This window comes from Bacillota bacterium (genome assembly GCA_018333655.1).
In the GTDB taxonomy this organism is placed as follows: domain Bacteria; phylum Bacillota; class UBA994; order UBA994; family UBA994; genus BS524.
In genome coordinates, this window is sequence record JAGXTJ010000053.1 from 1 (window position 1) to 13,346 (window position 13,346).

Here is a 13,346-nt window from a genome sequence, read left to right on the forward strand (position 1 = left end):
CTTGCTTCTTGTTTCTTGCCTCTTGCCTCTTGCCTCTTGCCTCTTGCCTCTTGCCTCTTGCCTCTTGCCTCTTGTGGTCGTCACTCCCACTCAATGGTGCCGGGGGGTTTGGAGGTGATATCGTAAACGACGCGGTTAATGCCCTTGACTTCGTTGACGATGCGGCGGGAAATTTGGTCGAGCACGTCAAAGGGCAGGCGAAACCAGTCGGCGGTCATGGCATCGGTCGAGGCGACGGCGCGCACAGCCACTACATCGGCGTAAGTGCGTTCGTCGCCCATAACACCCACGCTTTTTACACCCGTCAAAACGGCAAAACACTGCCAAATCTCGCGCTGTAATCCAGCGCGGGCAACTTCTTGGCACACGATGTGGTCTGCTTCGCCAACTCGTGCTAGTTTCTCCGGCGTCACCTCGCCCATAATGCGCACTGCCAACCCCGGGCCAGGGAACGGGTGTCGCTCTACTATTTCAGGTGCGAGTCCTAGTTCACGACCTACGGCACGCACTTCATCTTTGAACAAGAGCCGTAGCGGCTCGATGAGAGTAAACTTCATGTCCTTGGGCAAGCCGCCCACATTGTGATGCGTCTTAATGGTGGCGGCGGTACCGCTGCCACTCTCGATGACATCAGGATAGAGGGTGCCCTGCACCAAGTACTTGGCCCCACCTAGCTTGGACGCTTCTTCTTCAAAGACGCGCACAAACTCGGCCCCGATGATCTTGCGCTTTTGCTCTGGGTCGGTTACATGAGCCAGCTTGGCCAAGAACCTCTGCGCGGCATCGACATAGACAAGCTTTAAGCCCATCTGGTCGCGGAAAGTACTGACTACTTCAGCGGCTTCACCTTTACGCAGTAGGCCATGGTCGACAAAAATGCAGGTTAGTTTGTCACCTACGGCGCGTTGTACGAGTAGCGCCGCCACCGCCGAATCTACCCCGCCACTTAAGCCGCAGATTACTTCTTCGTCGCCTACGCGCGCCCTAATGGCCGCCGTTGCCGTCTCGACAAAGGAGTCCATCTGCCAATCTGCCTTAGCCTTGGCGACACCAAACAAAAAGTTTTTAAGCATCGCAGTGCCGAACTCGCTATGCACTACTTCGGGGTGAAACTGAACCCCAATTATGCCCATACTTAGATTGTGCATGGCGGCCACGCTAGTGTGTTCGGTGTGGGCGGCAGCGACAAACCCCTCTGGCAAAGTGGTAACCGAGTCACCATGACTCATCCACACGGCAAATTTCTCGGGCAAGCCGGCAAAGATTCCCTCGGCTTTGGGCACAGTAAGCAAGGCGCGGCCATACTCTCCGCGTCCCTCTCCGCCCGCCACTGTCCCACCTAAGGCCTGCGCTAAGAGCTGCATCCCATAGCAAATGCCGAGGATGGGCACCCCTAAGCGAAATATTTCTGCATCTACCTTAGGCGCACCACTAGCGTAGACCGAGTTCGGCCCGCCAGAGAATATAATGGCCACGGGCTTCGCCTGTGCGATTTCCGCCGCCGACTTTGCGGCTGACCATATTTCGCAGTAAACATGCAGTTCACGGACACGCCTAGCGATGAGCTCGGCGTACTGCCCGCCGAAGTCGAGAATAAGCACCATTTCGCGGCTAGCTTGCACTATTTGCGCCTCCTTGGCCTTTTTGAGATTATACCATGTAAAGTGGAGTCGACAACAGAGAAGGCGAACAATATGCAGTAAAAGTACTGCTATCGTTCGCCTTATTGCTGCGGAGTGTCCCTCCCCTGTTTACGACCCACTCCCAGCGTGAAGCCTGCCAGCGACTTAACTTGAGGCACATATTCGGGGTACCACAGCTCTAACTCGCTGACTGGGCATTCTGCCACCAGAGGGAACTCTAGTGCACAGTCATAGGCAGATAACCACTCTGCCTCCCCCCAAGAACTATTGCTAAAGGTCGCTGAGACCAGGGTAATGTGAGGCCTCCACTCTTGACTGTTCACGTTCACCATTTGCTCCTTGAGCTCCATCGCGAGGGCCTCGCGCAGGGAGACGAGGGGCTCCTTAGCTAGCACGGCAATACCTACCGCTAAGTGAGGCGCGCCAAAGCGCAAGTACCCCCGCGCCTCAATATTGAAGGGGGATGTGCGGCTCACAACCCGGCCAATGCACTCTATGGCCCGCGTGAAATTTACGTCGTCACCTGCAGTGATGCGGGCTAACGTAAGATGTAGGGGCGGCAAGGTGTGGTCATAGAGCTTGTAACGACGGTTGAGGGCCTCTTGCACCTCTAGAGCCATGCCGAGCAGCCTGCCCTGAGGACGCGCCACGAGAAAAACATCCACGCGCGACTCTCCCCTCTAAGAAGTGAGCCGCCCCACAGTGAGGGCGGCTCGTTCTGTTTACTTACATCATGTCCATGCCGCCCATGCCTGGGTTAGGCATGGAGGCAGACTTTGGTTCGGGTTTATCGGCAATGAGGGTCTCTGTGGTGAGGATAAGGGCGGCGATAGAGGCGGCGTTTTGCAGTGCGCTGCGCACCACCTTGGCCGGGTCTACGATACCAGCCGCGCGCATATCAACCCATGTGCCGTTCTGGGCGTCGAGACCGAAGCCAACTTTTTGCTCCTTAGCTTTGCCCACGATGACAGACCCTTCGAGGCCGGCGTTGCTGGCAATTTGACGAACTGGCTCTTCGAGGGCACGGCGAATAATGTCTACGCCGGTCTTGACGTCACCAGTTGCTTCGATAGCATCCAGCGCGGCAATAGAGCTGAGCAAGGTAATACCGCCACCGGGAACGATGCCCTCTTCTACAGCTGCGCGGGTAGCAGAGAGTGCGTCCTCAATGCGAAGCTTCTTCTCTTTCATTTCAACTTCAGTGGCAGCACCCACGCGGATGACAGCTACGCCACCAGAGAGCTTGGCGAGACGCTCTTGCAGCTTCTCTTTATCGAAGTCCGAAGTGGACTCTTCAATTTGCACCTTGATTTGGTTGACGCGCTTGACGATCTCTTCTTTAGAGCCGTGTCCGTCGACAATGACGGTCTCTTCTTTGCCGATGCGCACTTGGCGTGCCCGACCGAGCATAGTGATGTCGGTGCTCTTAAGCTCAAGACCGAGCTCTTCAGAGATAACTTGGCCCTGTGTAAGCACAGCGATGTCGGAGAGCAGGGCCTTGCGGCGATCGCCAAAGCCAGGTGCCTTGACGGCAACGCAAGTGAACGTGCCACGGAGCTTGTTGACAACGAGAGTAGCAAGCGCTTCGCCTTCTACGTCTTCGGCGATAATGAGTAGGGGCTTGCCGCGTTGCACAAGCTTTTCTAGCACGGGGAGGATGTCATGTATAGCACTGATCTTACGATCGGTGATCAATATGAAGGGGTCTTCAAGCACGGCTTCCATCTTTTCGGCATCGGTGACCATGTAAGGCGAAACGTAGCCACGGTCAAACTCCATACCTTCTACTACTTCGAGCTCGGTGCCGAAGGTCTTTGATTCTTCAACGGTGATAACGCCGTCCTTGCCAACTTTGTCCATGGCTGCGGCAATTAGACGGCCGATTTCTTCGTCACCAGCGGAAATGGAGGCCACTTGGGCAATCGCGGCGCTGTCGGCAACTGGAGAGGACAATTCTTTAATGTGGGCTACAACGGCTTCTACGGCCTTCTCGATGCCCTTCTTAATGCCCATGGGGTTAGCACCAGCAGTGACGTTCTTGAGGCCCTCGCGCACGATGGATTGCGCCAGAAGAGTGGCCGTGGTCGTGCCGTCGCCAGCTACGTCCTGGGTCTTGGTAGCTACTTCTTTAACGAGTTGTGCGCCCATGTTCTCGAAGGGGTCTTCTAGCTCTACTTCGCGGGCAATGGTCACGCCATCATTAGTGATGAGGGGGGCCCCGAACTTCTTTTCAAGAACAACGTTACGACCCTTAGGACCAAGCGTTACTTTTACCGCATCGGCCAAAGCGTCAACGCCACGTTGCAGAGCACGGCGGGCATCTTCATTGAAAATAATCTTTTTAGCCATCTTCAAAACCTCCTAGCCTTTGTTGACGATAGCGAGAACGTCTGATTCCTTAAGAATGAGGTATTCCACGCCGTCTATCTTGATTTCGGTGCCGCCGTACTTAGAATAGACAACCTTGTCGCCCACTTTTACTTCGGGGACAATGCGCTTGCCATCTTCGCCCATTTTGCCGGGCCCTACAGCGAGAACTTCGCCTTCTTGGGGCTTCTCCTTGGCAGTTTCAGGCAACACGATACCGCTCTTGGTTTTTTCTTCGCGGTCAAGAGCTTTAACTACGATCCTGTCTGCTAGTGGTTGCAACTTCATGGACACAGACCTCCTTAGATTGTTGTATGTAATCATTAGCACTCAGTAAGGTTGAGTGCTAACAATACTATAACCGCACCGCGCAGAGTGAGCAACACCGAGCGGAGGCGATAGGGGGCTAATTTTGGACGCAAAGAGCGCTTTTTAGCGCATTATCTCCTTATTGCTGCCCGCTACTACATCTAGCTCTATATTACGTGCCTAGACACTAGACAGCCCTCTATACACTGCGCTAGTCTGCCCTAACACCACAAATTTATGCAGGGGGCACCGCTTCACGCCAGACTAGGCCTTGCTCCGTGATGAGGGCGTCGAGCCTTCCGTCATGCTCTTCATGTGGCAGGCTCTCGACCACTTGTATAGCGAAGGCCACCCCTATTGTTACCGCACGTGGTCCCAAACGGGGCAAGAAGCGGTCGTAGTACCCCCCGCCATAGCCAAGGCGGTAAAATTCACGGTCAAAGGCCAGGCCAGGAACGAGAACATAGTCAAGTGACTCTGTCTCTACTTGGCGCGCGTCCCCACTTGGTTCGCGAATACCGTAAGTGGCCACCTGCACGTGCTCATGCCAGGACCGCGGGCAGAGAAAGGGCTCTATGCGCCCCGCACCCATGACTTTCGGCAACACGATCTCTACCCCTCGTTCCTCGAGAGTAAGGAGCAAGGGGCTTAAGTCCACTTCACCACGTATGGGGAGGTAGGCCATCACCCTGCTTCCCTGGCCGCAAAGTAGGGCCGACATAAGCATTTGGCAAAGTACGGCACTAAGTTCGGCCCGGTTTTCTGCGCTTAACTGACGGCGAAGTGCTTGCATTTTGTTTCGCCAGACTTGTTTATCCATGTGCCCTCTCCTTAAAACAACGCCGTAGGCCTACCCCATAAATTGGTGCTCTAGTTAACATAATAAATTACTGTCCACACTATACACAGGTTTATCCACAGAAAATAGCCTGTAGTGGTGCGAATTTCTCTGAGTTATACCCATTATCCACAGCATTATGGCGAGTCATTTATGTAGCCCAGTTCGTCATCGGCAGTACGGCTGCGGCATTAAGGGACAAGTCAGCCACGACGCCGCCCTGCCAGCGATGGTAGGCCGACATGGCCACCATGGCGGCATTATCGGTGCAGTACTGAAATTCCGGCACAAAAAACTGTAACCCCGCCGAACTGGCTGCGGTGGCAAGTCCGCGTCGCAGCATTTTATTAGCCGATACCCCACCTGCGAGACATAAATTGGTGCTGCCTACTTTTTTCGCCGCCGCTATGGCCCTCTCCACCAGCACCTCGACCACAGCCGCCTGAAAACTTGCCGCGACATCGGCAGCGACCAGGTCTTTGCCCTGCTGCCTGCTCGTATTTATATAGTTTAACACCGCTGACTTTAACCCCGAGAAAGAAAAGTCCAAGCTGTCAGGACCTAGGTAAGCCCGCGGGAAGGCGAGCGCAGCATGACCATGGGAGGCCAAATTTTCGAGATGCGGCCCACCCGGGTACGGCAAACCGAGGACACGGGCAATTTTATCAAAGGCCTCGCCCGCCGCATCGTCTCGCGTGCGCCCAAGCAAATGAAACTCGCCGTGGCGAGGCATGTAGACTAAGTCGGCATGTCCGCCGGAGACTATGAGGCACATCAGCGGCAGGGACGGGGGCTCCGTCAAGAGAAAGTTAGCGTAAATATGAGCCTCTAGATGATGCACTGGTATGAGGGGTATGTCTAGGGCGTAGGCTAGCCCTTTGGCATAGCTAACACCGACCAGGAGAGCCCCTACGAGGCCCGGGCCACAGGTCACCCCGATGGCCGAAAGTTGCTTACGGCTAACCCCGGCTGTAGAGAGCGCGGTGTCAACCACGAGGCTTATGTTTTCAATGTGTTGGCGTGAGGCAATCTCGGGCACGACACCGCCGTAAATTTGATGCACATCTACCTGTGAGGCGACGATGTTCGCCAAAATGTGCTTGCCTTCGGCTAGGACGGCCACCGAAGTCTCATCGCAGCTGGTTTCTACAGCCAGTATCACTTCGCGCATGGTTGTGTGTCCTCGCAGCTCTCTGGCAAAAGATTGTCTTTCCACATAATTAGGGCGTCTTCTTTCGTGTCTGTGTAGTAGCCGGGGCGGACGCCCGCCGAATAGAAACCTAACTTGCGGTACAAGCCCTGCGCCACGATGTTCATCGCCCTAACCTCTAAAGTCATGCGGGCGATACCGAGCTCTACTGCTTCCGCCATCAAGGAGAGGCAGATGGCCTCACCTAAGCCCTGCCCGCGAAAGTCAGGGTGCACGGCGATATTGGTGATATGCGCCTCCCCTAAGAACATCCAGGAGCCGCCGTAGCAAACAAGGCGCGATTCAATCCGCCCGACTAGGTAGATGGCGAGCGGGTTATTGGTCAGTTCACCCACGAACGCTTGGCGCGACCAAGGCGTAGGAAAAGACAATTGCTCTATCAAGAGGACTTCGTCAATATCACTCTCGGTCATGCGGCTAAGAACAAGGCTCATGATAGGCCTCCCTTCTTCGGCTGTGCGGAGGAAGTGCGAATGTAGTTGGGCAGGGCACATTTCGGATCCGTAGGTGTACGCCCTTGACTCAAAATTCCTACTATGGCAGCACGCGGGGCAGAGAGAAAAGCTCTGGCCACAAAAAACCCTGTAGCATGCTCTGCCAAAGGGGCGGCTTCACCCGTCAAAAGCACCGGGGAGGCAAACGAATGTGCCCAGACGGCGAACTCTTCTTTCTTGACCACCATGTCAGGTGACAGACGCGTAAATTCACCCTGCCCGCACTTAAAAGCTGCCGCATAGTATTCTTGCCGCTGCGCGTCTAAGAGCGGAATGACCACGCCGGGGTGAAGAGAAGCTGCTTGGGCCAAGACCTCGAGCGTAGAGAGTAAGACCAAGGGCACAGCTAAGCCCTCCGCTAGGCCTTTAGCAAGACTAAGCCCAATGCGGAGGCCGGTAAAAGAGCCGGGCCCTGCGCCGACGGCAATCTGTTTAATATCCTGCCTCTTGACATTGGCCTGCCGCAGGGCAAAGTCGACCATTGGTAGGAGGCGGGCGGCATGGCTCTCCACATGGCCTAGACTTACTTCGCAGAGCACAGCATCGCCTTCTACCACAGCGACAGAGGCTACCTTGGTCGTGGTGTCGAAACAGAGGATTGGCATGCCTGCACCCACTCGTCTATTATTGCTTGGTATTTTGATGCTACCTGCTCGAGGTGAATCTTACGCCCCGCCTCGGTATAAATCATGTCAAGCGTCAGCACATCACCTGGCATAAGCTCCCTGAAGGCGTCTCCCCATTCTACCAGGACCACATTGCGTGCAGTCTGGTACTCTAAGAAACCGATATCTAGAGCTTCTTGCGGGGATTTTAGTCGGTAAAAGTCACAGTGCACCAAGTTAAGGTGGCGGCCCTCATAGAGCTGGATTAAAGCAAAAGTAGGCGAAGTTACCGGCAAGCTTACCCCTAAGCCCTCGGCTACGCCCTGCGCAAAAGAAGTCTTGCCCGCCCCTAAGTCGCCGCGCAAAATTATGACCATCCCGCCTATGAGACGCTGCCCTAACTCTCGTCCCATGTCGCGCAAAGTAAGGGCAACTGTCGTTTCTAGCTCCACACTCTAACCGCCTATCTGAAATGAGTATACCCCCGCGCGAGCGGCCTGATATTTTCGCCGCGGCGCACAAAGACACCTTGCCCTGCCCGCACCAGCCCCACAACACGGGCTGTAGGCAGGGCAGCCTGCACCTCTAGCCAAGTATGCTCCGGCACAGTGAACAAGAGCTCGTAGTCCTCGCCGCCATAGAAGGCGAAATCCAAGGGGTCTTTACCAACGGCGTTGGCAATATAGACTGTAGCCTCTGTTTGCGGCACTTTCGCGCTGTCAATCTCTATCTCTACGGCACTGGCTGCAGCCACCTCATGCGCTTCGCTGGCCAAGCCATCGCTAATGTCGTTAGCGCAGCGACCGCCAAGCGAGGCGATAAGCAAGCCGGCCGCAACCTGGGGGCGAGGCCGGTAATGACGGGCTAACGCCTCCTCTGCGAGGCGCTCTGGCGGGCTAGCCTTGCCTAAGACTACCTCTAACCCTGCGGCACTGCCGCCAAGAGGCCCGGTAACACATACTAAGTCACCAGGCTTAGCACTACTACGCAAGAGCTCCCTAAAAGGCGCGACTTCGCCGAGCAAGGCTACGCTCAGCATTACTTTATCGCCACGACTAGTATCGCCGCCCACTACAGCCACTCCGTATTCTAAAGCGCAGGCCCGTAACCCAGCATAAAGATCATCTAGCCAGGCTACCGCAGTCGCGACGTGAGCTACCAAGGTGACCACTGCGTAGCGCGGCACGCCCCCCATGGCGGCAATGTCACTTATATTGCTCGCCAACAGCTTGTATCCTACGTCGTAGCCACTGGCCTTAGCCAAAAAATGCACGTCTTCAACCATGCAATCACAAGTCAAGACAACCCTCTGCCCCGGGGTAATTTCGAGCACCGCCGCGTCATCCCCGGGGGGGACGATAACCCCCACCGCCGTAGGCTGATTAGCCAGGAGGCGCTTAATTAAGCCAAATTCGCCTAAGTCCTTAAGTTCCACAATAATACCCCTTACTTCACTATAGACAACCTAATTATACAGACAAAAAAGACAGGTCACAACCTGCCCTATAACGCGCCTTAATCTCACAGATACCTCACCTAGACCCGCGCCTGCTGCCAACCTCCATGACTAAAGCGCCAGTAGGCAAACGCGCCACGTGTCGTCTGATCGAGGGACATAGCAATCCATGCGCCCGTCAGGCCTAGACCTAAGTGATGGACGAGGAGTGTGGCGAGACTCAACCGCACTAGCCAGATGCCTGCAATCGTAATAAGCATGACGAAGCGCGTGTCGCCTGCGCCACGCAGTGACCCCATCATCACGAAGTTAGAGGCCATCATCGGCTGCACGAGGGCGATGATGCGCAAGCAGATCGTGCCGAGACGAATTACCTCGGGGTCGCTAGTGTAAAGACCTAGCAACTGATGCGGAAATATGAATATAATTATTCCCACGGTACCCATAAAGAGCATGGCTATGCGGCGCGATTCTAAGCCTAACTTCTTTGCTAAATCTGGACGCTCCGCCCCAAGGCCCTGCCCCACCAGTGTGGTGGAGGCCATGGCAAACCCCATGCCCGGTGTAAAAGACAGACCTTCGATATTAATAGCGAGCAGGTGCGCAGCGTACGGCACTGTGCCTAGACCTGCCACAATGCGCGCGAAGAGCATCATGCCTACGCGCATAATGAGCTGTTCCCCTGAGGCAGGCAATCCGACGCGCAAGATGCGGCGCATGACCGTAAAGTCGGGGCGCCAACAGTCCGTTAAACGCAGACGTAGCACAAACTTGCCGGAGAAGAACACCCCCACGACCATAAAAAGAGCGATGGCGCGGCTAAACAAAGTGGCATAACCTGCTCCCGCTACTCCGAGGGCCGGAAAGCCAAAGTGCCCGAAGATGAGGAGGTAGTTGCCCACTAAATTGATGAGATTAGCAACGACGTTGACCCGCATCGGCGTTTTCATATCACCCGCTCCACGCAGCACACCGTTTAAGATTACCGTGGCGAGCGAAAACAACAGACTGAGCCCGACAATCCTGGTGTAGGTTATGGCGATGGGCGCAACGTCAGGCTCTGCACCCATAAAGCTTATGATAAATGGTGCGGCAACGAGAACAAAGACAGTGAGCAGGAGTGACATCACTATCGCCAACATGAAGGACTGGCGTGCCGCATGATTGGCACCATCTACATTGCGCGCCCCCATCAGCCTGGCAATGACAGCAGTGTTGCCAACGGTAACCGCAGAAAAAAGCGCTTGCGCAGCGAACATGGGTTGATTACTGAGACCCACCGCGGCGATAGCACTTGCCCCAAGGCTACCGACCATCATCATGTCTACCATACTCACTAGGGTCATGAGTATTTGCTCCACCATGGCAGGCAGGGCGAGGCGTAAAACTTGAGACTGTATCTCTCCACTGTGTGGCTCATGGCCTAGCTCATGCAAGGAAAGCGGATGAGAGATGGCCCTGTGCGAGACTCCTGTGGTCGAGGCTCCTGTCATGCTAATGCCCCCTAATATTTCGCGTGCAATAATAAACTACCGTGTCAAGGGAGAGAAGTCAAGCTAATCTGAATGCGTTTAGAGAGGGGAAGGTGCGTTTTTCACCACAGAGTACAAGAGACAAGAAGCAAGAAATAAGAGGCAGGATAGGGAAGGTACGTTTTTTACCACAGAGCACACAGAGGTCACAGAGAAAGAAAGAGTTTATTTAAGCAAATACCCTCGTTCCTTGTTCCTCTCTTTTCCACGCCTCTGTGCCTCTGTGGTTGAAATCGTCTCCTACCCTTGTAGCACGGGGAGGGAATTTTTTTACCACAGAGTAGAGGTTAGAGTGGGGAAGACACGCTTTTTACCACAGAGTACACAGAGGTCACAGAGAAACAAGGAGGCCCTCTGTGGTTGAAATCGTCTCCTACCAAGCAAGTGAGAAACAAAAGGTTCAACAGTGCAACCATAACTGTGCCTCAAAATCATACTAATTTATGTTAGAATGGTCAGGTAAGGGGGTGGCACATGACGACTAGGACACTGCCACAGTGGCAGGCTAATCTCGCTTTGTTTGGTGTCACCATCGTGTGGGGCGCTACTTTTGTGGTTGTCAAAGACGCCATCGGCACTATTACGCCATTTTATTTTCTCGCCGGCCGCTTTAGTCTGGCGGCACTCGTGCTGGCACTCATTCCCGGCACGGTGCGGGGGCTACTCCCCCACTGGCGGTTAGTAATCGCGCCTAGCCTCATGATGACCTCTGGCTTTGCCTTGCAGACCTTGGGCCTGCAATTTACGACAGCCTCACGCGCTGGCTTTATTACTGGCTTGTCGGTGATATTGGTGCCGCTCATCGTAAGCCTCTATAGTCGCGCTTGGCCGCCCCGGCAAGTTACGCTCGGGGTGACACTGGCCGCGCTCGGGCTATTTTTTCTTAGCGGTACTGGTCGCGACCCGTTTAACTTCGGTGACGCCCTAGTTCTTGGATGTGCGCTGAGTTTTGCCTTGCAGATAATCACCATCGGCAGGCGCGCCAAAGAGCTCAACCCTCTCTCGTTTGCCCTAGGGATGACCGGAGTCGCGGCCACTCTTTTTAGTTCGCTAGCTTTAACCCTAGAGAGCCCTCCGACTAGTTTTCCCCCTGAGCTGTTCTTCGCCCTCGGCATGACTGCCTTCTTAGCCACGGCGCTCGCTTTTTATGTGCAGTGCCGCATGCAGCAGTTTACCAGCGCAACGCATACCGCCCTAATTTTTTCGGCTGAGCCTGTCTTTGCCGCTGTCTTTGGCTACCTCGTGGCAGGCGAAAGACTAGGCGCCCTAGGTGTACTCGGCGGCGCCATGATTGTGCTCGGCATTGTCTTGGCAGAACTGCGACCTCTGCCCGCCGCTCGCCCCGCTTAGCGCGATTTAGCGAGCTCCTCTAGACGCACTAATAGCTTTTCCACTTGACTGCGGTCATCGAGCATAAAGCCGAGCTGCTGCCATAAGTCCTCTCTCCCGAAGTAAGCTTCAGGCAGAAAAGAGAAAGCATGCATCGCCTGCCCTAGGGCAAAGGAGGCCGGCTTCATCGCTTCGCCAAAGAAGATGGCCGGCACCTCTAGGCCGTACCGATGTATCTTTTGCGCTACTTGCTCAATGAGCTTGGCCTGTGCGGCTCGACAAGGCTCTGGAACGGGCACAAATTCCACTTGCTATTCCCCCTCTTGATTTTGTCTAGTGTTCACCACAAGGTAATGTTTAACACAAAAACGCGCCCCCTAGGGGGCGCGTTCACTAGGAGTTAGAAAAAAACTCGCTAGCTATTATGGTGGGCACAACCGGTTTCGAACCTGTGACTTCTACCGTGTCAACTAAGGGAATGGTCTATGTCCTCCTCGGGCGGGGTTGGTTAGAATCAGGAATAGCAATGGGCCATGCTACTTGCTGCGAAATTGGCTCGGATGTAAGCAGAAGGGAGATGCGAATCAAATCTAGATGTCCGCGCCACCCTCACTAACGCCCTGACGCGGTGAGCTTTTCAAGCAGGGAGCTAAACTCTGGATCATCTTCGGCCACCACACTGCCCCTGCGAGTGGCCCATGTGACGCCACCATCTTCTGCTTCCACCAAGAAAATAAGGTATCGCTGGTTGACCTTCGCATCAGGAGGGAGAAGCAAGGAATAGGCACCGTGAGTACCTTCACCTTTAAACTCCTTGAGAGTTGTGAATCCAGCTCGCGTTAGCATCCCGTTGGGAATTAGCTCGGCCGAGACAACCTCAATCATCAAAATGTGGTCGGCCATGTTGATGAGAGCGGCCTGGCTCGGAGCTTCCTCTATCACTTGGACATCTCTGTTCCTCAGGAAACGGTAGGAGCGGACTTGATTGGCCGGGGCAAGACTGCGAATGTACGCTCGGAGCCGCGAAAGGGAATTATACCGGGGGTCCTGAAACGGGGCTATGAACACGCGCTCCGCGGGATTAGCAAGGCGCTGCACCTGGTCGCTTGGGACATCTACGCGAAATGTAAAATCAGAGCGGGCTACATAAAAATCAAATGGATACACGGTGGCAGCGAATCTCGATAACAATAACAGGTAGGTTTCGCCCTGCGTGAGGAGATCACCCTCTCCATAAACCTTGATTGTACTTTCTACCATGCGCGAAAGTATATTTTCTTCTATCTTCACATCGTAAAAACCAACGCTCGCTCCTTCCGGCGGGGTCGTCAGTACAGTGCCGACGATCACATTCGAAGACAAATAAATCACATGGTTTTCAAACGTGGGCTCCACATATGACAAGCCGAATACTGCCCCTCCCCTGGGGCCGTGAAACTCCGTCAGAGCTAACCGTCGCGGGGGGAACAGCACGGTTACGACAGAGTAGGCTACTACGCTTACCAAAAGCGCGGCCACGGCAACGAGAACAGTCTTTCTCCCTTTTGTCATACAACGTCTCCC

Annotated in this window: 14 protein-coding genes; 1 reads left to right on the forward strand and 13 read right to left on the reverse strand. The window is 54.7% G+C overall.

The annotated features are described in order from the left end of the window. Positions 1 to 80: 80 nt before the first annotated feature. From guaA to KGZ92_09635, 11 genes are all read right to left on the reverse strand, one after another. On the reverse strand, positions 81 to 1,622 hold the full coding sequence (guaA, locus tag KGZ92_09585) for a glutamine-hydrolyzing GMP synthase (GenBank protein MBS3889513.1): 1,542 nt from the start codon (positions 1,620 to 1,622) through the stop codon (positions 81 to 83). A gap of 101 nt (positions 1,623 to 1,723) precedes the next feature. After that, positions 1,724 to 2,308: a 2'-5' RNA ligase family protein gene (locus tag KGZ92_09590; protein MBS3889514.1), complete on the reverse strand. Its 585-nt coding sequence runs from the start codon at positions 2,306 to 2,308 to the stop codon at positions 1,724 to 1,726. A gap of 61 nt (positions 2,309 to 2,369) precedes the next feature. Next, positions 2,370 to 3,992 carry a chaperonin GroEL gene (gene groL / locus KGZ92_09595; GenBank protein ID MBS3889515.1) on the reverse strand — a complete coding sequence of 541 codons (1,623 nt, stop codon included), beginning with the start codon at positions 3,990 to 3,992 and terminating at the stop codon, positions 2,370 to 2,372. A gap of 12 nt (positions 3,993 to 4,004) precedes the next feature. Next, complete coding sequence (gene groES / locus KGZ92_09600; protein ID MBS3889516.1) at positions 4,005 to 4,298, reverse strand: co-chaperone GroES; 294 nt, start codon at positions 4,296 to 4,298, stop codon at positions 4,005 to 4,007. Between the two features lie 256 nt (positions 4,299 to 4,554). Then, the gene (locus tag KGZ92_09605; protein ID MBS3889517.1) at positions 4,555 to 5,139 is read right to left on the reverse strand and encodes a 5-formyltetrahydrofolate cyclo-ligase; all 585 of its coding nucleotides are present in this window, start codon (positions 5,137 to 5,139) and stop codon (positions 4,555 to 4,557) included. Positions 5,140 to 5,308: 169 nt separating this feature from the next. Beyond that, the gene (gene tsaD, locus KGZ92_09610) at positions 5,309 to 6,328 is read right to left on the reverse strand and encodes a tRNA (adenosine(37)-N6)-threonylcarbamoyltransferase complex transferase subunit TsaD (GenBank protein MBS3889518.1); all 1,020 of its coding nucleotides are present in this window, start codon (positions 6,326 to 6,328) and stop codon (positions 5,309 to 5,311) included. Then, positions 6,316 to 6,801, reverse strand: coding sequence for a ribosomal protein S18-alanine N-acetyltransferase (gene rimI, locus KGZ92_09615; protein MBS3889519.1), 486 nt, complete (start codon positions 6,799 to 6,801; stop codon positions 6,316 to 6,318). Before rimI ends, tsaD begins: the two co-directional genes overlap by 13 nt. Beyond that, a complete protein-coding gene (tsaB, locus tag KGZ92_09620; GenBank protein MBS3889520.1) occupies positions 6,798 to 7,466 on the reverse strand; it encodes a tRNA (adenosine(37)-N6)-threonylcarbamoyltransferase complex dimerization subunit type 1 TsaB in 669 nt (222 codons plus the stop codon). Before tsaB ends, rimI begins: the two co-directional genes overlap by 4 nt. Then, on the reverse strand, positions 7,430 to 7,879 hold the full coding sequence (gene tsaE, locus KGZ92_09625) for a tRNA (adenosine(37)-N6)-threonylcarbamoyltransferase complex ATPase subunit type 1 TsaE (GenBank protein ID MBS3889521.1): 450 nt from the start codon (positions 7,877 to 7,879) through the stop codon (positions 7,430 to 7,432). The genes tsaB and tsaE overlap by 37 nt, the downstream gene beginning before the upstream one ends. Positions 7,880 to 7,929: 50 nt before the next feature. Next, a complete protein-coding gene (gene thiL, locus KGZ92_09630) occupies positions 7,930 to 8,901 on the reverse strand; it encodes a thiamine-phosphate kinase (protein MBS3889522.1) in 972 nt (323 codons plus the stop codon). Positions 8,902 to 9,002: 101 nt separating this feature from the next. Then, entirely contained in the window at positions 9,003 to 10,415 is a 1,413-nt protein-coding gene (locus KGZ92_09635) for an MATE family efflux transporter (protein ID MBS3889523.1), read from the reverse strand. Positions 10,416 to 10,928: 513 nt separating this feature from the next. Between KGZ92_09635 and KGZ92_09640 the strand changes: the two genes are divergently transcribed. Next, entirely contained in the window at positions 10,929 to 11,804 is an 876-nt protein-coding gene (locus KGZ92_09640) for a DMT family transporter (GenBank protein MBS3889524.1), read from the forward strand. Here the strand turns inward: KGZ92_09640 and KGZ92_09645 are convergent. Continuing rightward, positions 11,801 to 12,091, reverse strand: coding sequence for a hypothetical protein (locus tag KGZ92_09645; protein ID MBS3889525.1), 291 nt, complete (start codon positions 12,089 to 12,091; stop codon positions 11,801 to 11,803). The two genes, KGZ92_09640 and KGZ92_09645, sit on opposite strands and share 4 nt — an antisense overlap. Before the next feature lie 304 nt (positions 12,092 to 12,395). Then, on the reverse strand, positions 12,396 to 13,334 hold the full coding sequence (locus tag KGZ92_09650) for a hypothetical protein (protein MBS3889526.1): 939 nt from the start codon (positions 13,332 to 13,334) through the stop codon (positions 12,396 to 12,398). Positions 13,335 to 13,346 lie beyond the last annotated feature (12 nt).